The 21121-nt window shown below is 60.8% G+C and carries 16 protein-coding genes and 1 riboswitch; of the genes, 5 read left to right on the top strand and 11 right to left on the bottom strand.

Going from position 1 to position 21121, the window contains the following annotated elements; genetic code table 11:
• Window positions 1-95: 95 nt before the first annotated feature.
• Window positions 96-1082, top strand: a complete 987-nt coding sequence (locus tag CO655_RS08725) for an aldo/keto reductase (protein WP_097664373.1) — start codon at window positions 96-98, stop codon at window positions 1080-1082.
• 268 nt (window positions 1083-1350) lie between these two features.
• Here the strand turns inward: CO655_RS08725 and CO655_RS08720 are convergent, their stop codons facing one another.
• From CO655_RS08720 to clpP, 6 genes are all read right to left on the bottom strand, one after another.
• Window positions 1351-3549 carry an esterase-like activity of phytase family protein gene (locus CO655_RS08720; protein ID WP_097664406.1) on the bottom strand — a complete coding sequence of 733 codons (2199 nt, stop codon included), beginning with the start codon at window positions 3547-3549 and terminating at the stop codon, window positions 1351-1353.
• An 81-nt stretch (window positions 3550-3630) separates the two neighbouring features.
• The gene (locus tag CO655_RS08715; protein ID WP_097664372.1) at window positions 3631-4536 is read right to left on the bottom strand and encodes a DMT family transporter; all 906 of its coding nucleotides are present in this window, start codon (window positions 4534-4536) and stop codon (window positions 3631-3633) included.
• 91 nt (window positions 4537-4627) lie between these two features.
• A riboswitch (FMN riboswitch) is annotated at window positions 4628-4779 on the bottom strand.
• A gap of 123 nt (window positions 4780-4902) precedes the next feature.
• Window positions 4903-5178, bottom strand: coding sequence for a DNA-binding protein HupB (gene hupB, locus CO655_RS08710; RefSeq protein WP_003547346.1), 276 nt, complete (start codon window positions 5176-5178; stop codon window positions 4903-4905).
• 206 nt (window positions 5179-5384) lie between these two features.
• Window positions 5385-7802, bottom strand: a complete 2418-nt coding sequence (lon, locus tag CO655_RS08705) for an endopeptidase La (RefSeq protein WP_097606470.1) — start codon at window positions 7800-7802, stop codon at window positions 5385-5387.
• Between the two features lie 397 nt (window positions 7803-8199).
• On the bottom strand, window positions 8200-9477 hold the full coding sequence (clpX, locus tag CO655_RS08700; RefSeq protein ID WP_004680013.1) for an ATP-dependent Clp protease ATP-binding subunit ClpX: 1278 nt from the start codon (window positions 9475-9477) through the stop codon (window positions 8200-8202).
• 302 nt (window positions 9478-9779) lie between these two features.
• Complete coding sequence (clpP, locus tag CO655_RS08695; RefSeq protein WP_003573944.1) at window positions 9780-10409, bottom strand: ATP-dependent Clp endopeptidase proteolytic subunit ClpP; 630 nt, start codon at window positions 10407-10409, stop codon at window positions 9780-9782.
• Between the two features lie 462 nt (window positions 10410-10871).
• Here clpP and CO655_RS08690 point away from each other — a divergent pair, with 462 nt between their 5' ends.
• Window positions 10872-12125: a GGDEF domain-containing protein gene (locus CO655_RS08690; protein WP_097664371.1), complete on the top strand. Its 1254-nt coding sequence runs from the start codon at window positions 10872-10874 to the stop codon at window positions 12123-12125.
• A 249-nt stretch (window positions 12126-12374) separates the two neighbouring features.
• A complete protein-coding gene (locus tag CO655_RS08685) occupies window positions 12375-13619 on the top strand; it encodes a cytochrome P450 (RefSeq protein ID WP_097664370.1) in 1245 nt (414 codons plus the stop codon).
• Window positions 13620-13704: 85 nt separating this feature from the next.
• Here CO655_RS08685 and CO655_RS08680 read toward each other — a convergent pair whose 3' ends face one another.
• The 3 genes from CO655_RS08680 to CO655_RS08670 form a co-directional block, all read right to left on the bottom strand.
• Window positions 13705-15834: a bifunctional diguanylate cyclase/phosphodiesterase gene (locus CO655_RS08680; RefSeq protein WP_097664369.1), complete on the bottom strand. Its 2130-nt coding sequence runs from the start codon at window positions 15832-15834 to the stop codon at window positions 13705-13707.
• Between the two features lie 218 nt (window positions 15835-16052).
• Window positions 16053-16403, bottom strand: a complete 351-nt coding sequence (locus CO655_RS08675) for a cupin domain-containing protein (protein WP_039619074.1) — start codon at window positions 16401-16403, stop codon at window positions 16053-16055.
• A 319-nt stretch (window positions 16404-16722) separates the two neighbouring features.
• Complete coding sequence (locus tag CO655_RS08670) at window positions 16723-17298, bottom strand: hypothetical protein (RefSeq protein WP_245423767.1); 576 nt, start codon at window positions 17296-17298, stop codon at window positions 16723-16725.
• A gap of 316 nt (window positions 17299-17614) precedes the next feature.
• On the opposite strand from CO655_RS08670, the gene CO655_RS08665 reads away from it, so the two are divergent.
• Window positions 17615-18226: a L,D-transpeptidase gene (locus tag CO655_RS08665; protein WP_097664368.1), complete on the top strand. Its 612-nt coding sequence runs from the start codon at window positions 17615-17617 to the stop codon at window positions 18224-18226.
• A gap of 177 nt (window positions 18227-18403) precedes the next feature.
• Here the strand turns inward: CO655_RS08665 and CO655_RS08660 are convergent, their stop codons facing one another.
• Both CO655_RS08660 and CO655_RS08655 read right to left on the bottom strand, forming a co-directional pair.
• The gene (locus CO655_RS08660; RefSeq protein ID WP_097664366.1) at window positions 18404-19687 is read right to left on the bottom strand and encodes an O-acetylhomoserine aminocarboxypropyltransferase; all 1284 of its coding nucleotides are present in this window, start codon (window positions 19685-19687) and stop codon (window positions 18404-18406) included.
• 156 nt (window positions 19688-19843) lie between these two features.
• On the bottom strand, window positions 19844-20272 hold the full coding sequence (locus CO655_RS08655; protein ID WP_010035491.1) for a CoA-binding protein: 429 nt from the start codon (window positions 20270-20272) through the stop codon (window positions 19844-19846).
• 118 nt (window positions 20273-20390) lie between these two features.
• On the opposite strand from CO655_RS08655, the gene CO655_RS08650 reads away from it, so the two are divergent.
• Complete coding sequence (locus CO655_RS08650; protein WP_097664365.1) at window positions 20391-20714, top strand: hypothetical protein; 324 nt, start codon at window positions 20391-20393, stop codon at window positions 20712-20714.
• Window positions 20715-21121 lie beyond the last annotated feature (407 nt).

The raw sequence follows: 21121 nt of genomic DNA, 5'->3' as shown, positions 1-21121 counted from the left end.
TGGTTCATGCGACACGCTTTAGTTCTTTGTTTTTACGCATGTCGTTATCCCGGAACCTGCACACTTCCGGGCAACATGCATTGGGAGAATTTCTCATGAAACATCATGCTTTCGGCCGCATGCCCTTCACCGTCACCAATGTCGGCTTCGGCGCCTGGCAGATCGGCGGCTCATGGGGCGATATCAGCGAGGCGGACGGGCGCGCGGCGCTGAATGCCGCGCTCGATGCCGGCATGACCTTCATCGATACGGCCGACGTCTATGGCGACGGCCGCTCGGAAAAAATCATTGCCGACGTGCTGAAGACGCGTGGCGGCGAGCGCCCAATGGTCGCCACCAAGGCGGGCCGCCGCCTCAATCCGCATATTGCCGAAGGCTACAGCAAGGCCAATCTCGAAGGCTTCATCGACCGCAGCCTGAAAAACCTTGCCGTCGACAGCCTCGATCTCGTGCAGCTGCACTGCCCGCCGCGCGAGGTGTTTTACCAGCCCGAGGTCTTCGACGGTCTCGACGCATTGCAGAGGGCCGGCAAGATCAAGGGCTACGGTGTCAGCGTCGAGAAGGTCGAGGACGGGCTGAAGGCGATCGAATATCCCGGCGTCGTCAGCATCCAGATCATCTACAACATCTTCCGCCAGCGCCCCGACCACCTGTTCTTTGCCGAAGCCCGCCGCAGGAACGTGGCGATCATCGCCCGCGTGCCGCTGGCAAGCGGCCTGCTCTCCGGCAAGATCACCCGCGAGACGCATTTTGCCAGCGACGACCACCGCAATTTCAACCGCCATGGCGAAGCCTTCGATGTCGGCGAAACCTTTGCCGGCGTGCCCTTCGAGGTCGGCCTGCAGGCGGTGGAAGAGGTGCGCAAGCTGGTGCCCGCCGGCGCGACGATGGCCGCCTTTGCGCTGCGCTGGATCCTGATGAGCGACGCCGTCACCGTCGTCATCCCCGGCGCCCGCAATGGCGAACAGGCCAAGGCCAATGCCGCGGCCGCCGATCTCGCGCCGCTTTCGGCCGATGTCATGGCGGCGACGCGCGAGATCTACGCGCGGCTGATCGCGCCGCATGTGCATCAGCGTTGGTAGGGTTGGAGCGTCGCTCATTGTAACGTTGCGGGCTGCCGCTTTACCCCTCCCCACAAGGGGGAGGGACTAAGCCGTGTTGTCCGGCAACGACCAAAAGCAGAGGTCTTGCTGGCTGTTACCGTTCGACGAATTCGTACGATAGAGTTACGTGAAGCGGTGCGGCATCTTAGCCCCTCCCCCTTGTGGGGAGGGGTTGGGGAGGGGTCTTGGATTCAACGACAGAGGCCGGGCTTTCGCCCGGCCTCTCCCTGTATCCCTCTATGACGCCTCAGTTCGTGGCGCTGAGATCAACCGGGAAGAACAGCGTCTCGCCGGAGGAGTCGCTGACGCCGTCGTTGTCTGTGACGGCATAGGGTTTGCCCGATGCATCGAAGGTGAAGCCTTCGAGCTTGTCGAGCACATAGCCGTTGGTCGCGCTCTTGAGTTCGCCGAGGAAATCGTGGGCTTCGGTCTTCTTGACGACGGGCAGTTCGCCGCCGAGCTTGGCGGGCTTCAGCTCCGAGATCGCCACCTTGTAAAGCTTCTTCAGCTTGGCGGCATCGCCGACGAGGTTGTCGCGCTCGATGATGTAGACGCTGTCGCCCTGAGCCGAAATTTCCGACAGGCCGACCCAGCCGCTTTCCGTCTTGTCGAGCGGATAGCGCACCGCGCCCCATTCCTTCTTCTTCGGATTGTAGGAGACGAGCTTGACGAAGCCTTTCTCGTCGTCGCCCCACTCGCGCTGGACCGCCATCCAGAGCGTGGCATCGTCACCGCTGCCGATCATGGTCACACCTTCGAAACCGAAGCGGATTTCATTGGCGGCGAGCTCCTTCGGCAGGGCGATCTCGGCCTTGATGTCGCCCTTGGCGTTGACGTTGTAGAGGGCGTGCGGGACGAGACGCTCGCTATAGCCTTCCGAGGCCAGCCAGAAGGAGCCGTCGGCGGCGACCGCGATGCCTTCGATGTCGAGCTTCTGGGCCGGGGCGCCGTCACGCTTGACGACGAGTGCATCGGTGATGACGGCTGGCTTCTTGCTGGCATCGATCGTGTAGATCGTCGGCTGCGAGCCGAGAACGCTGTCGCTGACGGCATAGAGCATGCCCGGCTTGCCGGGAACGGCGGCGAGACCCGAAAGGGCTGCGAAGCCGATCGGATTGCCGTCCTTGTCGGCGGAGACGATCTTCGGATAGGCTTTCTCGCCTTCCGAGCGCTCGTAGATCATCACATGCGAGCGCGTGCCGCCGTCCTTGCCGAGGTCGAGCTCGTTGGCGGTGGCAAAGAGATTGCGCTGGGGAATAGCGACCCCACCCTCCGGCGAAATGCCGGACGGCAGCAGTTGGATGAGCTCCGGGTCGGCGCCGGTATCCTTATAGACGCCAACGACCGAGGCGCGCTCGGCGAGCAGGAAGAAATATTGGTCGTCGCCGAACTTGGCAGCTTCGAGGCCTTCCGGCTCGACGCCCTTCGATCCCGAACGGCTTTCCGGATAGTGGCCGATATGGGCGACGGCGCGTTCGAAGGATGCGCCCGATTCGTAGAGAAGCTTGCCCGTCTTGTCGAAGATGGTGAAACCGCGCGAGCCACCCTGGTAATCGCCTTCATTGGCGACAACGAGGCGGTTGTCGTCCAGCCACTTCACGGCGTCGGGCTCGCGCAGCACGCCCTTGGATTCGCCGGTGAATTTCAGGGCGCCGTCCCGCTTGATGTCGATGCCGGTGAGATCGACGCTGCCGGCGGAGAAATGCGTCTTCACCTCAGCCGTATTGGCATCGATGATGACGATCTCGTTGTTTTCCTGCAGCGTCAGGGCAATCTCGTTCAGCCCGTTGAAGGCGACGAATTCCGGCTCCGGATCCTCGGGGGCAACGCCGGCGAGACCGGTCAGCGTCACATGCTTGATGCTGCCGCAATCAACAGTGCCGTTCTTGACCTGGAAGACGACGAGGTCGCCGGCCGGCATCTGCGGGATCTTGCCGTCATTGACGTCTTCGTCGCGCTCGTTTTCGATCGCAATAGTGCCGAGCGTCTTGTCCTTGTTGAGGGCGATCGAATCCGGCTGGCCGCCGAGATCGCAGCTGTTTTCGATCTTCTTCGTCGCCACGTCGACGATCGCCAGGCGGCCCGAGGGCTTCGCCTTGCTCTCGGAGGTGTTGACGGCCACCAGCGCCTTGCCGGCGCTCGAGGTGACCGATGTCGGCTCGCCGTCCATCATCAGCGCGCCGCCTGATTTCGGCGCCTTGGCGTCGCTGATGTCGATGAAGCCGATCGCGCCGAGCGGGCTGTCGCTGTAGATCAGCGTATTGCCGTCGTCGGTCGCGGTGATGATTTCGGCCGATGTCGGCGACAGCTTGTCCTTGTCATCAGGCAGGTTCTGCGCGACCGAGAAAGAGGCGATGCGGTTGAAGACCGGCTCGGCGGCGGCCGGAAAGGCAACGGATGCGAGAAGCACGGCAGCAAGCGCTGCCTGGCGCGATGAAATCGTCATGAAATCCCCCATGTGTCGAATAGTCGAAACATGGGTTTTCTGCGGGACTGCCATGACAGAGACATGACAGTCCGCGACATTTCACACGGAGGCCGCTCGCCTCTCCCGGCGCATCTCATTGCGCATGATGAAGAGCGATGCGGCAAGGATGAGTCCGGCTCCCAGCCAGAGATAACCGGCCGGCGCATAACCGAAGAACAGCCAACCGGCGAGAATGTTGAGCGGCAGCTTCAGACCGTCGAACGGCTGCACATAGGCAGCGTCGGCGCTGGCATAGGCAAGGGTCAGCAGATATTGCGCCACGACCGTCAGGAGGCCCGCCAGAAGGAAGAGAGCCAGCGTCGCACCCGTCGGCACGGCAAGGCCCGCCGCAAGCGCCAGCCCGCCGTTGATCGGCGTCAGCAGCACCAGCAGCCAGACGGTGATCGTCTCCGGCTTCTCAATGCCGGTCAGGCTCTTGGTGATCAGCGACGAGGCGCCCCAGAGCAGCGCCGAGAGCACCGGCAGCAATGTTGCCCAGGTGAAGCTGTCGGACCATGGCTGCAGGGTGATCATCGCGCCGGCGAAGCCGACAGCGGTCGCCATCCAGCGGGCGGGACCGACGCGTTCACCGAGGAACAGGCGGGCGCCGAGGATGATGAAGAAGGGCGAGGTCATGACAAGCGCAATCGCCTGCCAGATCGGCACCGAAGCAAGACCGGAAACCCAGGCCGCGCCGCCGAGCGCGGCAAAGACCACGCGCACGACATGCCGTCGGGGATAGCTGGTGCGCATAGCCGAAAGGCCTGCCTTTCGCAGGAAGGGCAAGGAGAAAAGGAAGGCGAAGGCATATTGCCAGAAGACCGCTGAGGCCGGGGGAAAGGCGAGCTTCATGGTCAGCCACTGGGTGACGACGTTGAGGAGCGAAAAGGCCGCGCCTCCAAGCACCATGAAGGTTGCGCCGGCAAAGGCGCGGGATTGCGAGACTGCAAGGGAATTCTGATTCATGTCTTTTATCCAGAATAGGGACCAACATAAATCAGGACGCATGAGGCGACGACACGCTGACGCCGGCAGTCCCCTGCCCGCACGCGGCCATGCTCATTCTCTTTCATCCGGACTATACCGTCGGCTCCGGAATCACACCGGATCTGCTGACCCCTCCCGCGCATCAGCTTGGGAAAGCGCTCGCGGGCTCGGGCCGCAGCCCTTACCGCCGGTGGGGAGTTTCACCCCGCCCTGAGAACAGGTCCGTGGTAAAACAAAGTGCCGCATGCGGCAAGCGGCCAGAACAAAAAGGGGCCCGGCAAAGCCGAACCCCTCTCAAAAACCCTGCACAGCCGGTCTCGTTTACGGCTGGCGGATAATCTTCAATCAGCCGTTGACGGCGTCCTTCAGGCCCTTGCCGGGCGTGAACTTCGGCACGTTGCGAGCCGGAATGTCGACTTCAGCGCCGGTGGACGGGTTGCGGCCCTTCGATGCTGCACGATGAGAAACGGTGAAGCTGCCGAACCCTGCGAGGCGGATGTCGCCCTTGTTCTTGAGTTCAGCCTGGACAACGTCGAAAACCGCGTCGACAGCGGAAGCCGCGTCAGACTTCGTCAGTCCTGCCTTTTCGGCCACTGCGGACACGAGTTCATTCTTGTTCATGTTTCCACCCCTTTCTAAATGGTATGAAACGACTCAAATGTAAGCTAGGCGCAGAATAGGTTTCATCAGGCCCGCCGGGAACCCAGAAGCCCTGCAAATCAAGGAAAAGCAAGCGTCTACATGACGTTTTCACAAAAAAGGCTGGCGTTTCCGCCAGCCTTTTTGCGTCTTTTGCGCCAAATGGGCATAAATGTGGCAAGCGCCACTCAATGCGCTATGGTTGCGCCCGTCTCATCAAGGCCTTCGACCGATGTGATCACAGGCGTTTCCACCGTGCCATCCCACTCGATCGGCTCGGGCCGGCGGATCAGCGCGTGCTTGATCACCTCGCCCATGCGGGAGACCGGGATGATCTCCATGTTGTTCTTCACGTTGTCAGGAATCTCCGCCAGGTCCTTGGCGTTTTCTTCCGGAATCAGCACCTTCTTGATGCCGCCGCGAAGCGCTGCGAGCAGCTTTTCCTTGAGACCGCCGATCGGCAGCACACGGCCGCGAAGGGTGATTTCACCGGTCATGGCCACATGCTTGTTCACCGGGATGCCGGTCATGATCGAGACGATGGCAGTCGCCATGGCAACACCGGCCGAGGGGCCATCCTTCGGCGTGGCGCCTTCCGGCACGTGCACGTGGATGTCGTTCTTTTCGAACATCGGCGGTTCGATGCCGAAATCGACGGCGCGCGAGCGGACATAGGAGGCCGCTGCCGAAATCGATTCCTTCATGACGTCCTTCAGATTGCCGGTGACAGTCATGCGGCCCTTGCCCGGCATCATCACGCCTTCGATGGTCAGCAGCTCGCCGCCGACTTCCGTCCAGGCCAGACCGGTGACGACGCCGACCTGATCCTCGCCCTCGGCTTCGCCGTGGCGGAAGCGCGGGACGCCCAGGTAATCGGCGATGTTGGCGGCCGTCACGTGAACGGACTTCGTCTTGCCCTTGATGATCTCGGTGACCGCCTTGCGGGCGAGCTTCATCAATTCGCGTTCGAAGCTGCGGACACCGGCTTCGCGGGTGTACTGCTGGCTGATCGCCATCAGGGCATCGTCGCTGACCGAGAATTCCTCGGGCTGCAGCGCATGTTCCTTGATGGCCTTCGGCAGCAGGTGCCGCTTGGCGATCTCGCGCTTTTCATCCTCGGTGTAGCCGGCGATACGGATGATTTCCATGCGGTCCATCAGCGGCGCCGGAATGTTCAGTGTATTCGCCGTGGTGATGAACATCACGTCGGACAGGTCGTATTCGACTTCCAGGTAATGGTCCATGAAGGTCGAGTTTTGCGCCGGATCGAGCACTTCGAGCAAGGCCGAGGACGGATCGCCGCGGAAGTCCATGCCCATCTTGTCGATCTCGTCGAGCAGGAAGAGCGGATTGGACTTCTTCGCCTTCTTCATCGACTGGATGACCTTGCCGGGCATCGAGCCGATATAGGTGCGGCGGTGACCGCGGATTTCGGCTTCGTCGCGAACGCCGCCGAGCGCCATGCGGACATACTCACGGCCGGTCGCCTTGGCGATCGACTGGGCGAGCGAGGTCTTGCCGACGCCGGGAGGACCGACGAGGCACAGGATCGGGCCCTTGATCTTGGTGGCGCGGGCCTGCACGGCCAGATATTCGACAATGCGTTCCTTGACCTTGTCGAGACCGAAGTGATCGGCTTCGAGGATCTTTTCGGCATTGTTGAGATCGGCCTTGATCTTCGACTTCTTGCCCCACGGGATACCGAGCAGCCAGTCCAGATAGTTGCGCACGACGGTGGCTTCGGCCGACATCGGGCTCATCTGGCGCAGCTTCTTCAGCTCCGCATCGGCCTTTTCACGGGCCTCCTTGGACAGCTTGGTCTTGGAGATGCGCTCTTCCAGTTCGCTCATCTCGTCGCGGCCTTCCTCGCCGTCGCCGAGTTCCTTCTGGATCGCCTTCATCTGCTCATTCAGGTAGTATTCGCGCTGGGTCTTCTCCATCTGGCGCTTGACGCGCGAGCGGATGCGCTTCTCGACCTGCAGCACCGAGATCTCGCCTTCCATGAAGCCGAGGGCCTTTTCCAGGCGCTGCTTGACGCTGGTCGTCTCCAGCATCTCCTGCTTCTCGGTGATCTTGATCGACAGGTGCGAGGCGACCGTATCGGCGAGCTTGGAATAGTCGTCGATCTGGCTGGCGGCGCCGACCACTTCGGGCGAAATCTTCTTGTTGAGCTTCACATAGCTTTCGAATTCGGAAACGACCGAGCGCGACAATGCTTCCAGCTCGACCGGATCGTCATGCGGCTCCTCGAGCACATGGCCGAGCGCCTCATAGAAATCTTCGCGGCTGGTATAGGTGTCGATCTCGGCGCGGGCGCGGCCTTCGACCAGAACCTTGACGGTGCCGTCGGGCAGCTTGAGCAGCTGCAGCACATTGGCGACCGTGCCGACATTGTGAATTGCCGAAGGGTCCGGATCATCGTCGCTGGCGTTGATCTGCGTCACCAGCATGATCTGCTTGTCCGACCCCATGACCTCTTCGAGCGCACGGATCGACTTTTCCCGTCCGACGAACAGCGGCACGATCATATGCGGGAACACCACGATGTCGCGCAAAGGCAGAACAGGGTAGGCAGTGCTGCTCGCTACAGACGTTTTCTTCGTCATTTTTTTGTCCTTTCCATCGTCCCGTTACCGGGCTCTCTGCACGGCCGCTTGGGACCGGCCGGCTCTCACTTGGCTCTACAAGTGGAGGTTCTGACTACGCTTTTCAAGCCACGCTAACGCCCGCGTTCCCCGGATGTGACAGCTTTGTTACAACGGAACGCCAACACTATGAAGCGCGTGGCTGGACCGGCGCTTACCATTTCCGGCCAGGCTAAATACAACGCCAGCAACAGGCTTACGAGATCATCCCATCATTGCCAAGCATCACCCCTGCGCAACATCGGCAAAGGCAATTCCGGTCCCACCGGCAAATACTAACAGCGCCTCGGATGATTTTTCAAATAGAAAGGGGCCTGCTGATGGCAAGCCCCCAAAATAATGGTGCGAAAGCGCAAGGTCACGCCGAAGCGTTGGCCTTTTCTTCCTGACGGTCGGCATAGATATAAAGCGGACGGGCCGAACCGCGCACCACTTCCTCCGAGATGACGACCTCGCGCACGCCTTCCAGCGTCGGCAGTTCGAACATCGTGTCGAGCAGGATCTTCTCCATGATCGAGCGGAGGCCGCGGGCGCCGGTCTTGCGCACGATCGCCTTGCGGGCGATTTCGCGCAGGGCGTCTTCGTGGAAGGTCAGTTCGACGTCTTCCATCTCGAACAGGCGCTGGTACTGCTTGATCAGAGCGTTCTTCGGCTCGGACAGGATCTGGATCAGCGCGTCTTCATCGAGATCCTCGAGCGTCGCCAGAACCGGCAGACGGCCGATGAATTCGGGGATGAGGCCGAATTTGACCAGATCTTCCGGCTCGAGTTCGCGCAGGACTTCGCCGACGCGGCGGTCGTCCTGGGCCTTGACGGTCGCGCCGAAGCCGATCGAGGTCTTCTCGCCGCGGGCGGAGATGATCTTGTCGAGGCCGGCGAAGGCGCCGCCGCAGATGAACAGGATGTTCGTCGTGTCGACCTGCAGGAATTCCTGCTGCGGGTGCTTGCGGCCGCCCTGCGGCGGAACGGAAGCGACCGTGCCTTCCATGATCTTCAGGAGCGCCTGCTGCACGCCCTCTCCCGAGACGTCACGGGTGATCGACGGATTGTCGGACTTGCGCGAAATCTTGTCGACTTCGTCGATGTAGACGATGCCGCGCTGGGCGCGCTCGACATTGTAGTCGGCCGCCTGCAGGAGCTTCAGGATGATGTTTTCGACGTCCTCGCCGACATAGCCGGCTTCCGTCAGCGTCGTCGCATCGGCCATGGTGAAGGGAACGTCGATGATGCGGGCGAGCGTCTGGGCAAGATAGGTCTTGCCGCAACCGGTCGGGCCGACGAGCATGATGTTCGACTTCGCCAGTTCGACTTCGCCGTTCTTGGAGGCGTGCGCCAGGCGCTTGTAATGGTTGTGAACGGCGACCGACAGGATCTTCTTCGCCTGCCGCTGGCCGATGACATATTCGTCGAGGACCTTGATGATGTCCTGGGGCGTCGGAACGCCGTCGCGGGACTTGACCATCGAGGACTTGTTTTCCTCACGGATGATGTCCATGCACAATTCGACGCATTCATCGCAGATGAAGACGGTCGGTCCGGCAATCAGTTTCCGGACTTCGTGCTGGCTCTTTCCGCAGAACGAACAATAGAGGGTGTTCTTGGAGTCGCCGCCGTTGCTGCCGCTGACCTTGCTCATATCATTTTCCTTCCAGCACGCCGCATTTCAAGGCGAAATCGCGGTCCACTCTATCAGCTCCTGGCGGCACTCCGTTTCCGGAGCCTTTGCCGAGAAGGGCTTCAGGGGCTACGAACCGGTTCCAGTCAACCATGTCCAGGTTCCGGCGGCAACGAATCCCCTTCGAATGCCAAATGCTATGTCACAAAAATTCAACATAGCATTAATAGTTACTATTAGTGTCTTCGCCGCCGGATGAAAGCCCTTGTTCGATCACAAATGAGATAGAACTGTGGCGGCAAAAACACCATCCCAATTAATTACTAGGCCTGCTCGCCTTCCATCTCGAGGCGCGACGTCAGAACCTTGTCGATCACGCCCCAGCCCTGGGCCTCGTCCGCATCCATGAAATGGTCACGATCGAGGGTCTTTTCAACTTCCTCGTAGGTGCGGCCGGTGTGCTTGACGTAGACTTCGTTGAGGCGGCGCTTCATCTTGAGGATGTCGCGGGCGTGGCGCTCGATATCCGAGGCCTGGCCCTGGAAGCCGCCCGAGGGCTGGTGCACCATGATGCGGGAGTTCGGCGTGGCGAAGCGCATGTCCTTGTGGCCGGCGGCCAGCAGCAGCGAGCCCATGGACGCGGCCTGGCCGATGCAAAGCGTCGAAACCGCCGGTTTGATGAACTGCATCGTATCGTAGATCGCCATGCCGGCGGTGACGACGCCACCGGGCGAATTGATGTAGAGGGCGATTTCCTTCTTCGGGTTTTCGGCCTCGAGGAAGAGCAGCTGGGCGCAGACGAGCGTCGCCATGTGATCCTCGACGGCGCCGGTCAGGAAGATGATGCGTTCCTTCAACAGGCGGGAATAGATGTCGTAGGAGCGTTCACCGCGGTTGGTCTGTTCCACGACCATCGGCACGAGGGCCATTGCGGTATCAACTGGGTTTCTCATGTGCGTCCTTTGTCAACGTCATGCCGGCGGCCGCCGGGAATCAAAGAAAATGCCATATCCCTACATAGAGTGTCCCGGCCCTCCTCTTCAAGACACGCATGAGGATAACGTTAAGAAGGCGGGGCACGGCGGCTTCAGCTCCTCTTTGATGCATGTCGTCATCCCGGAACCGCTGCACACTTCCGGGCGACATGCATGGAGCTTCGGCGCCGGCAGCCTCTTTCTCGTAAATGGCTGATGACCGCGAGCCCCCGGCGGCGTCTCCCCCGGCTTTTCTCCGTGACAGGATGAAGGAAAGCTTACTCCATCCGGCAGCGCTCACATACGTTTACCCAACGGAAAGCCTACCGCCAGATACCGGCCGAAAATCATGCCGCACCGCAACAGCATTAAGGAAGTGGCGAGCTTCCTCAGCAAGGATGCGGCCAACAGACAAGGTCGACGGGCAAGGGGTTTGCTGCCGTGTTCAATATCGCTACAGGTCTCGCCATCTGGTGTTCGGAGGCCATGACGCTCGCTCTGGTGCTTTTCGTCGCCTGGCGCCACAACGTCAAGAACGAAGCCTACCTCTATTGGGGCCTCGGCTTTCTTCTGACCGGCATCGGCTTTGCGATGATCGCGCTGCGCGGCCAAGTCCCCAGCCTGGTGTCCGTCGAGATCGGCAATGCCATCGCGCTGCTCGGCCAAAGCGCCTGGGTGGCGGGTTTTCTCGCGCTCGACCGCAAGAAGATCGAATGGTGGGCGCTGCTGCCGCCGGCGATCTGGCTGGCCGGGGTGTTTCTGCCCTGGGTCAACACCGATTATTCGAACCGCGTCGTGCTCTACAATCTCGCTTCGGCGACCGGCGCCACGGCCCTCGCCATGGCGGTCGCCGCCGGCGACATGCGCCGCGAGCGCACCCGCATCAAGCTGATGGGCGTGTTCGTCATTCAGGGCTGCCTGTGCTTCGGCTCGGCGCTGACGATGGCGGTAACGCTGCCCAGCGATATCGACGCGACCAATCTCGGCGGCGTCTCGGCGATGGCGAGCGCCTTCCTGCTCACGATCGCCTTTGCGCTTACCTGCCGGCTGGTCATGGAACGCTCCGAACGGCATCTGCGGGCAATGACCCTGACCGATTCACTCACGGGCGTGCTCAACCGCCGCGGCCTGCTCGGCTATTTCGAGGCCATCCAGGAAAGAGCCCACAGCGAGCAGCGGCAGGTCGCGGTGATCCTGTTCGACCTGGATCATTTCAAGCGCGTCAACGACCGCTTCGGCCATCAGGCCGGCGACGCCGTGCTCACCGCCTTCGCGCGCATGGCGCGGCAGTATATTCCAAACCACATCTTCGGCCGCATGGGCGGCGAGGAGTTCGCCGCCTTTGCCGCCGTCTCGGACCAGATGGAAGCCGAGGCGATCGCCGAAGCGATCCGCACCGAATTCTGCCGCCTTCCCGTCAGCACCGGCGAAGCGATCGTTCCGGTCACCGTCAGCATCGGCATTGCGCTCGCCGCGTCGATCGAAGCCAATATCGACAAGCTGATTTCGGCCGCCGACCGGGCGCTCTATGCGGCCAAAGCCGCCGGCCGCAACTGCACGGTCACCTTCGGCGAAGCGGAAGCGGCGGCCCCGGCGCCGGTCACGCCGAGCCCGACAGCCGGCGAACTCGTGCCGACGGTCGATGATCAGGTCGAGGCGCTGCGACGCATGGGCACGCTGTCGCGGGCCGGCTAAAGCGCGTCGCATCAAATTTGATTCATGCGACACGCTTTAGCTCTTTGTTTTTATGCATGTCGTTGTCCCGGCACCGCTTCACACTTCCGGGCGACATGCATTAGCCGCAGCGTGAAAATAGAATCAACCCCCAGGTTTAGCCAAAGATCTTAAAGTCGTCGGCGCCTCCGATCGGGCATGTCTTGTTTGCGGCCGGCTCTCCTCATCCGCATCTTTTCGAGGCCCGGCAAATCCGCTAAGCCTCGGGGCATGACGATACCGCCCTTTCTCTCGATCGACCCTGCCCTGCGCCATGTCTCGCTGGATGCCCGCGACCCGGCCTTCTATGGCAATCCGAATGCCGTCTATGCCGCGCTTCACGCCCATTGTCCGACCTTCTACTGGACCGAGCAGAAACAGTGGTTCTTCACCGGTTACGACCATGTGAACGGGCTGCTGCGCGACCGCCGCTTCGGCCGGCAGATCCTGCATATCGCCAGCCGCGAGGAGCTCGGCCTTGCCGAGCCGATGCCGCATCTTGAAAGTTTCGATCTGTCCGAGCGGTATTCCCTGCTCGAACTCGAACCGCCGGAGCACGCGCGGCTGCGCACCCTCGTCAACCGCGCCTTCGTCTCCCGCCATGTCGAGAAAATGAAGCCGGAGCTTGCCGAACTCGCCAATCGGCTGATCGACGGCTTCGCCGACAAGCGCGAGGTCGAACTGCTCTCGGCCTTTGCCGATATCATCCCGGTGACGATGATCGCCCGCATGATCGGCATTCCCGAGGAGATGGGGCCGCAGCTGCTCGCCTGGTCACACGCCTATGTCCGCATGTACATGTTCGGCCGCACGCGTGCCCAGGAAGACGAGGCCGAGCGGGCGGCGAAGGAATTTTCCGACTATGTCAGGACCGTCATCGCCGAGCGCCGCGCCGAGCCGCGCGACGACCTGCTCACCCACATGATCCATACCGAGCACAAGGGCCAGTATCTCACTGAGGAGGAGCTGATCTCGACGACGATCGTGCTGCTCAACGCCGGCCATGAGGCGACCGTGCACCAGATCGGCAATTCCGTGCGCACGATCCTCGACAGCGGCTCGGATCCGGCGACGCTCTTCCGCGACGAGGCGACGACGGAACGCACGGTCGAGGAGACGCTACGCATCTGCGCGCCCGTTCACATCTTCCAGCGCTGGGCGCTCGAACCCGCTGAAATCGACGGCGTCTCGTTCAAGCGCGGCGACAAGGTCAGCCTCATCCTCGCCGCCGCCAATCTCGACCCGGCGAAATTCACCGATCCCCTCGCCTTCCGGCCCGACCGCAGCGAGGCGCCCAACCTCTCCTTCGGCGCCGGCATCCATTTCTGCATCGGCGCGCCGCTGGCGCGGCTGGAGCTCAACGTCGTGCTGCCGATCCTGTTCGAGCGGCTTGCGGGCCTAAGGCTCGCGAAGACGCCCGTGGTCAAGGACGTCTACCATTTCCACGGACTGGAGCGGCTGGATCTGCAGTGGTGATCCCGCGGCTTGACCCTCGGCGGCTGGAGGATCCGTGCGGCGTACCGGCTGAATCCAACGCGCTAAACGCTTTTGTAAGACATGTTTAGGCGGCGGCCTCTTCCTGCAGCTTGCCGGTGATGTCGCGGGCCGACATGGGTTTTCCCATCAGATAACCTTGAAGCTGATCACAGCCGGCGTCCCGCAGGATCGCCGCCTGGCGCGAATTCTCGATGCCTTCGGCGGTAACGGGGATCTGCAGGGCAGTCGCCAGAGAGATGGTCGCCCGAAGAACATCGGCGCCCTTTGCGCCGTCGTCGAGCGCCGAGACCAGCGAGCGGTCGATCTTCATGCGATCGAATCCGAATTGCCGCAATGCGCCGATGCTGGCGTAACCGCAGCCGAAGTCGTCGAGCGCGAACTTGATGCCGACGCGCTTGAGCTGGTCGATCGAGCGCCGGGCCTGATCCGGATTTGTCATCAGGACGCCTTCGGTGATCTCCAATGTCAGGCGCTTCGGGTCGAAATCGAGCTCCTGCAGGACCGAGATCACTTCGGTGGCAAATTCCGGATTGCACAGCTGGACCGGCGAGACATTCACCGACAATGCCAGATCGGGCCAGGTCTTGGCATGCGCGATCGATGTTCTGAGCATGTGAGCGCCGAGCGCATCGATGAGACCGCATCTTTCGGCAAGGGGGATGAAGACCTCCGGACTGACGTTACCCGCGGCCGTTCGCCAACGCGCCAGGGCTTCAAGACCGGTCACCGTGCCGGTCGAGGCAGAGACGAGAGGCTGGAAGACAGCTTCGATGGCGCCGGAGCCGATGGCGCTCTTCAGCAGAGCCTCCAACTCGGCGACCCGCTGGCGCTCCTGGTCCAGTTCGGGGTCGTATTCGATCGCCTGACCTCTGCCATTTGCCTTGGCGCGATAAAGCGCCATGTCCGCTCTGCGCAGCAGCTCCAGGGGCTCGATGTCGCCGTCGCGCGCGGCAGCTCCGATGCTTGCTCCGACTTCGATTGTCCGCCCGCCGATTTTAAAGGGCTCGGCAAACAGCGCCAGAATAGCCCTTTCCATATCGTCGCATGTGGCAGGGCCTACCTGCACAAGCGCAAATTCGTCGCCCCCCAGCCGGGCCGCCGCGACGACTTCGGGATGGCAGGCCGTCAGCGCGTTCGAAACCAGCCGGATCAGATCGTCCCCGACAGCATGCCCCCAGGCATCGTTGACGGCCTTGAAGCCATCAAGGTCGACCAGATAGAGCCGGGGCGGCGAAGCGGCTGTATCATCCAGCTCTTCGAGCAGGCTGAGAAGCCCCTGTCTGTTCAACAGGCCGCTCAGACTATCGTGGCCGGCTTCGTAAAGCGCGGCCTGCGCCAGTTGACGCAGGCGCCGCGCCTCTGACGCGCCGACCATCAGAACAGCGGCAAGGAACAGCGCAAGAATGACGATGGCAGCCGCGATATAGGGCGCCACCTGATGAAACACGGTGCTTCCCGGTGCTTTGCTCGGCCAGACGAGATAGCCGATGACCGCGCCCTTCATGTCGGTGATCGGTGTGTTCAGGAGCTCCGGCTTGGGTGTCGCCTCGAGCCGCAGGCCCTCGAGTTCATGTTCGTTCGACAGCGTGTCCAGCACTTCCGAGGTGAATTCCTTGTAAAAGCTCAGCGTGCTGAATTCCGTCGTGTCGGCGGCGTCGTCGAAAGGTTGGATTGCCTGCGATGAGAGCAGCGCGATGCCGTTTTCGGTCTTGACGAAATTTACCAAGGGCGCGCGCGCCGGATCGGCCGCCACTTTGGCCTGCCGATAAAAGGCTTCGCCGAAGAATACGCCCGGCTGGAAGGGCTTGCCTTTGGCATAGGCGGAAACGATCGAAGTCCGGTCCGGGCCGATCACGACGGCGCCGTCATAGAGCGCATAATCCTCGCTGGTCTTTCCCCAGTTCTCATAGGCCCAATCGGCGCCGCCCGGAGCCGCGACCGCACGATAGGCATCATCCCAGATGGCATTATCCGTCGTTGTCGCGCCGAGACGGGCGACAAAGGCGGCGATTGCGGCGCGAGCGGCGCGAGTGGCGCGGGCATCGTCGATCCCGTTCGCCGAGCGGGTCATGGTGGTGACGACATGCGCCATGAGGCCAGTCAACAGGAGCGCTACAACAAGGAAACAGATCGTTGTCGCGATGATGGAAGAGGTTTGGGTGCGAACGTGCCTACCTGCAAGAGTCGACGACATGCAAATTCCGGGAGTGATCGATTGCAAGACCATGTCTGTGGGACCGCAGGAGACATCATGTCCGCAATGCGCTGCAGCTATGGTTTAGCATTTGACGATGTAGGCACGATTAATGAGATTGATCAAAAGCGTTCTATCTTGGAAAATGGCACGCTTTCACTCTTGTCTATATGCATGTCGTTATCTCGGAACCGCTGCACGCTTCCACGCGACATGCATCAAAGCCTGATCACATAATCCTTGCGAGTCGTTTCAACGACTTCCCACGTTCCCTTGAAGCCGGGTCTCAAGATCATCCGGTCACCCGCCTTCAGATGGATCGGCTCGCCGCCGTCCTCGGTCACGATCGAATGGCCGGACAGCAGGCTGAAATATTCCCATTCCTCGTAAACGATCCGCCACTTGCCGGGCGTCGCCTCCCAGATGCCACAATAGAGGCCGCCTTCGGCCTCCTCCAGATTCCAGGTCCGGAACTGCGGATCGCCGGAGATGATCCGGCCGGGTTCGGGCGCGCCGAACTCCGGCTCGACGCCATCGATGCCGAAGGTGATGAAATTGCTCACAGTCATCCTGATCTCTTCGATTTCAGCGTTCTTCGCAGCATACGTTTGTATGAGGCATGCTTTTAATCATTGGTTTTTCCATGCGCTTTCGCAGCATACCCTTGCTCCGCTCCAAGGCTTTCGCAGCTGGAGGGGAGAGTATCACGTCAAAGTCGTGGGCGCATCCGCGGCGCCGGAAGCCTCGTCAGGGTGCATGCCGATGCGCAAACGTTTAGCATCATTGCAATCGTAAAATGAAATCAAAAGGGCGTGCCAAGCGCTACGTTGGCTAAGGATCGGCTTGCCCTCTTGCGAGGCTGTCGGAGCAACAGCGCTTACGTTTCAGTCATAGATCGTCATATCGAACCAAAACCTCGACAGCCTGTTCGTACTGCTTGCGCTCGAACTCAAACGGGCCAAAGCTCGCATAATTCCGGCTTAGCCGATGCGGCTGGCTGAACCCATCCCATATCACCTTGTCCTGGTGCAGGCGAACGTGGGCGATCAGGGGCCAACATCCAACCTCACCACATTCACACGACAAGAGATAAATTTCCCCCTGCTCATCGCCCGTCACAGGTGCTTCCTGACCAAGGAAATAGCTCGCCAGGGGACCGAAGAAGTAGAATGAGGGTATGAGCCCACCATAGCCACCAGCGGGGTCACGGTAGCCAGCGGCTTCTTCGAAAGCAGCCACAAGCCGATCTAATCCCACGCCATCCACGCACGGAAGAACGGCCACCGTGTCTTCGTCCGTATTTTCAAACTTGAAGCTGAGAACGTTCGTCATGCACCACGCATAGAACCAGCAAGCGCTCGTGGTCAATTTCACATCATCAGCTTTTTCGCTTGAAATTGGCGTTCCCCATTCAGGGCCGAACGGGCCGCTGATGCGATGAATTCGACCCGTGGGCCACTGCATGCTTGACTTGCCACATCGAAATGCAAATCTTGGGTGGCCTGACACCAAGGGAAGTTGCAGCCACCACAGCTGAAACGCTACGATCGTTAGCAGCAAGAATCGAAGCCGGTCTGCTTGATACAGGACATCATCCAGTCCACACGAGCACTGGCTCGGAAGCCGGGGGAATCTATTTGGATTTCTTCGGTGAAGGCTGAATCTGCAAAGTGTCTGGGGCGATCCCGCCCCGGGCACCTTGTATGGATCAAAGGTTCGCCATAGTGACGCCATAGAGTTGGGACCAATACCGCTTGTATAAACAAGCGGATGGCGAAAAATGAGATTGCTGGCTCTTCTTGCTGTGGCCGTTTTGCTAACGGTGGTTCAAGCCAATGCCCAAGTTTATGAACCGTATGATGGATACGACGAATACGGGAGCTACGACTATGATGACCCCTACAGCCCGTACCCACCTCCGCCTTATTACGACCCCGCCCCCCGCTATCAGGAACCCCTGTATGATCGCAGGGAACCCTCGACGCGAAGCGTTAGGGGAAACATCGTGATCGCCACACGTGAGCACACTCTTATTTACACGACAGCAAGCGGAGAGCAGTTCGCTTACCCCATTGCCGTCGGTCGCGAAGGCAAACAATGGTACGGATCAACCCGGGTGGTATCCAAGCGAATGCATCCCGAATGGCGGCCAACGGCGAGCATGCGGCAGAAGAACCCAAGGCTTCCGGCGGTCGTAAAGGCTGGCCCTGCCAATCCGCTTGGAACCCGCGCAATTTACCTGGCCGACGGGCTGCTGCGCATACACGGAACCAATGACCCTTCCTCAATCGGAACCAATGCTTCGAGCGGTTGCTTTCGGATGTACCGCGAAGATGTCGAGGAACTTTACGAAATGGTCCAGCCGGGGACCCGAGTGATCGTCCAGCGGTAATCGGGGGTGCGGTCGCAGCCCGAGAGATAGTTCGCCGGCCGAGGTTGAGCGTTTTGGAGCGAGCCTTCCAGAACCAATATCCGGGATGTCCGAGGCAACGACCCATATTGTGCAGCAAGCTGCTGCACAATATGGCCACGCGTCGACGGGGCTACGGCGTTTTGATTACACGGTGTTTCAGATCCTCGAGAGCGCCTGCTCGAGATCGGCGATGATGTCCTTGACGTCCTCGATGCCGATCGAAAGGCGCACGACGTCGGGGCCGGCGCCGGCGGCGGTCTTCTGTTCGTCGCTCAGCTGCCGGTGCGTCGTCGAGGCGGGATGGATGACGAGCGAGCGGGTATCGCCGATATTGGCAAGATGGGAGAAGAGCTCAAGGCCCTCGACCAGCGTCTTGCCCGCCTCGTAACCGCCCTTGACGCCGAAGGTGAAGACGGAGCCGGCACCCTTTTGCGAATAGCGCTGCTGCAGGGCGTGGTTCGGATCGTCTTCGAGGCCGGCATAATTCACCCAGGCGATCTTGCTGTGCGCCTTCAGCCACCGCGCCACCGCGATCGCATTGTCGCTGTGGCGCTGCATCCTCAGCGGCAGCGTTTCGATTCCGGTCAGGATCAGGAAAGCGTTGAAGGGCGAGATCGCCGGCCCGAGGTCGCGCAGGCCGAGAACGCGGGCGGCGATCGCAAAGGCGAAATTGCCGAAGGTCGCGTGCAGGACAATGCCGTTATATTCCGGCCGCGGGCTCGACAGCATCGGGTAGTTTCCGGATTTCGACCAGTCGAAGGTGCCGCCGTCGACGATGAGGCCACCCATGGAATTGCCGTGGCCGCCGAGAAACTTGGTCAGCGAATGCACGACGATATCGGCGCCGTGTTCGATCGGACGGATGAGATAGGGGGTTGCCATCGTATTGTCGACGATGAGCGGCAGGCCATGGCGATGCGCAACGTCGGCGATCGCGGCGATATCGACGAAGGTGCCGCCGGGATTGGCGAGGCTCTCGATGAAGATGCCGCGCGTCTTTGCGTCGATCTGGCTTTCGAAGCTTGCCGGATCGGCGCAATCGGCCCAGCGCACCTGCCAGCCGAAATTCTCGAAGGCATGGCCGAACTGGTTGATCGAGCCGCCGTAGAGCTTGCGAGCCGCGATGAAATTCTCGCCGGGGCGCATGATGGTGTGGAAGACGATCATCTGTGCGGCATGGCCGGAGGCGACGGCAAGGGCCGCCGTGCCGCCCTCGAGCGCTGCGACGCGCTCCTCCAGCACGGCCTGCGTCGGGTTCATGATGCGGGTGTAGATATTGCCAAAAGCCTGCAGGCCGAAGAGCGCGGCGGCATGATCGGAATCGTTGAAGACGTAGGCGGTCGTCTGGTAGATCGGCGTCACCCGCGCGCCGGTCGCCGGGTCGGGCTGCGCACCGGCATGGATCGCCAACGTGTTGAATCCCGGATCATTCTTGGCCATGTCGTCCTCCCGCTGTTGCTGACGGCCGGGATCATAGCCTCTCCCGGACGAAAGTTAATCGCGATCCGTTTCAACCCGCGGGCGTTCGGTGGAAAATCCGTCTCTGCAGAGCGCAGCTCAAGCAATGAGATCTGGTAATGAGATCGGGCAATGAGATCAGGCAATGAGCCGGGGGTACTCGATCGCCGGGCAGCGGTTCATCACCATCTTGACGCCGGCGGCCTCCGCCTTTGCCGCAGCCGCATCGTCGCGGACGCCGAGCTGCGCCCAGATGATCTTCGGCAAAGGTTTCAGCGCTAAGGCCTCCTCGACGACGCCGTCCAGATATTCGGCAGCGCGAAAGACGTCGACCATGTCGATCGGCACCGGAATGTCGGCGAGCCGGGCAAAGACGGTGCGGCCGTGGATCTGTTTACCCGCCTGCCCCGGGTTGACTGGAATGACCTCATAGCCGCGCGACAGCAGATAGCCCATGACGCCGTTGCTCGGCCGCGCCGGATTGGGCGAAGCGCCGGTCAGGGCGATGGTCTTCACCGAATGCAGAATGCCGGCGAGGAAATCATCCGTGTAGCTGTCGTGATTCATGTCCGCTTCTCCACTTGCGAAAGTCTTTCGCCACGGCGCGCGTAATTTTGCGTTTGCGTGAAACCAGTTGCGCGCCTTTCCCGTATATATGAATTGGACACTTTCTGAGGATGATTCGATGAAAAAAATCGCTCTTGCCCTCATGCTCGTGCTCGCCGCATCGCCGGCGCTGGCAATCTCGCGCTACAATCCGCTCACCATGAGCTGCGACAGCGTGCGCACCGCCATCCACAATCAGGGCGCTGTCATTTTCCGCTATCAGTCACGCCGCGGTCTGCCCCTCTATGATCGCTACGTCCGCAACAGCAATTATTGCGACGCGACCGACTATGCGGAGTGGACGCACATTCCCTCGAAAGACAACCCCCGGTGTCCCGTTCTGAACTGCCAGAACATAGACAACCTTGACGGGATGCTGTTCGTTCCGCATTATCAGCTCTGAGGTTTTTGCTGCCGTGACTGCCGCAACGCCCTACGCCCTTCGCGTTTGGGAATGTCCACCGCCTCAATCCCGCGATGCGATTTTCCTGAGAATATGCAATCACCAGCTTTATTTTTCGCGTATGTCAAAGTTATAGAATAATATCTGTATTTCAGCAACATAGAAAGATCCGCGCCGGAATTCCTCCCAGCGATTTCTTCTTTTGTTCCTTTTAAAATCACCCTATGTTCTGGTGTCCATTAGCGGCATCTCATAGTTGAGAAGATCGTCTGGATTGAACGCATATCGAGCGCACGTAAAAATTGCCGGCTGAGCCCGCCATTGTTGGGATATTGGAAGGGTGATATTGCAGACAGGAAGACATCCGCGAGCGCGGCAACGCATTTTCGTGCAAATCGCGGTTGTCT

Source organism: Rhizobium sp. M1, from assembly GCF_002531805.1.
GTDB classification, from domain to species: domain Bacteria; phylum Pseudomonadota; class Alphaproteobacteria; order Rhizobiales; family Rhizobiaceae; genus Rhizobium; species Rhizobium etli_C.
This window is presented reverse-complemented; position numbering and strand designations above follow the sequence as displayed.

Bases quoted from the DNA above. Each gene is read 5' to 3' on its own strand.
- CO655_RS08725 (WP_097664373.1), top strand. From the start codon at position 96: ATGAAACATCATGCTTTCGGCCGCATGCCCTTCACCGTCACCAATGTC.
- CO655_RS08720 (WP_097664406.1), bottom strand. From the start codon at position 3,549: ATGACGATTTCATCGCGCCAGGCAGCGCTTGCTGCCGTGCTTCTCGCA.
- CO655_RS08715 (WP_097664372.1), bottom strand. From the start codon at position 4,536: ATGAATCAGAATTCCCTTGCAGTCTCGCAATCCCGCGCCTTTGCCGGC.
- hupB (WP_003547346.1), bottom strand. From the start codon at position 5,178: ATGAACAAGAATGAACTCGTGTCCGCAGTGGCCGAAAAGGCAGGACTG.
- lon (WP_097606470.1), bottom strand. From the start codon at position 7,802: ATGACGAAGAAAACGTCTGTAGCGAGCAGCACTGCCTACCCTGTTCTG.
- clpX (WP_004680013.1), bottom strand. From the start codon at position 9,477: ATGAGCAAGGTCAGCGGCAGCAACGGCGGCGACTCCAAGAACACCCTC.
- clpP (WP_003573944.1), bottom strand. From the start codon at position 10,409: ATGAGAAACCCAGTTGATACCGCAATGGCCCTCGTGCCGATGGTCGTG.
- CO655_RS08685 (WP_097664370.1), top strand. From the start codon at position 12,375: ATGACGATACCGCCCTTTCTCTCGATCGACCCTGCCCTGCGCCATGTC.
- CO655_RS08680 (WP_097664369.1), bottom strand. From the start codon at position 15,834: ATGTCGTCGACTCTTGCAGGTAGGCACGTTCGCACCCAAACCTCTTCC.
- CO655_RS08675 (WP_039619074.1), bottom strand. From the start codon at position 16,403: ATGACTGTGAGCAATTTCATCACCTTCGGCATCGATGGCGTCGAGCCG.
- CO655_RS08670 (WP_245423767.1), bottom strand. From the start codon at position 17,298: ATGCAGTGGCCCACGGGTCGAATTCATCGCATCAGCGGCCCGTTCGGC.
- CO655_RS08665 (WP_097664368.1), top strand. From the start codon at position 17,615: ATGAGATTGCTGGCTCTTCTTGCTGTGGCCGTTTTGCTAACGGTGGTT.
- CO655_RS08660 (WP_097664366.1), bottom strand. From the start codon at position 19,687: ATGGCCAAGAATGATCCGGGATTCAACACGTTGGCGATCCATGCCGGT.
- CO655_RS08655 (WP_010035491.1), bottom strand. From the start codon at position 20,272: ATGAATCACGACAGCTACACGGATGATTTCCTCGCCGGCATTCTGCAT.
- CO655_RS08650 (WP_097664365.1), top strand. From the start codon at position 20,391: ATGAAAAAAATCGCTCTTGCCCTCATGCTCGTGCTCGCCGCATCGCCG.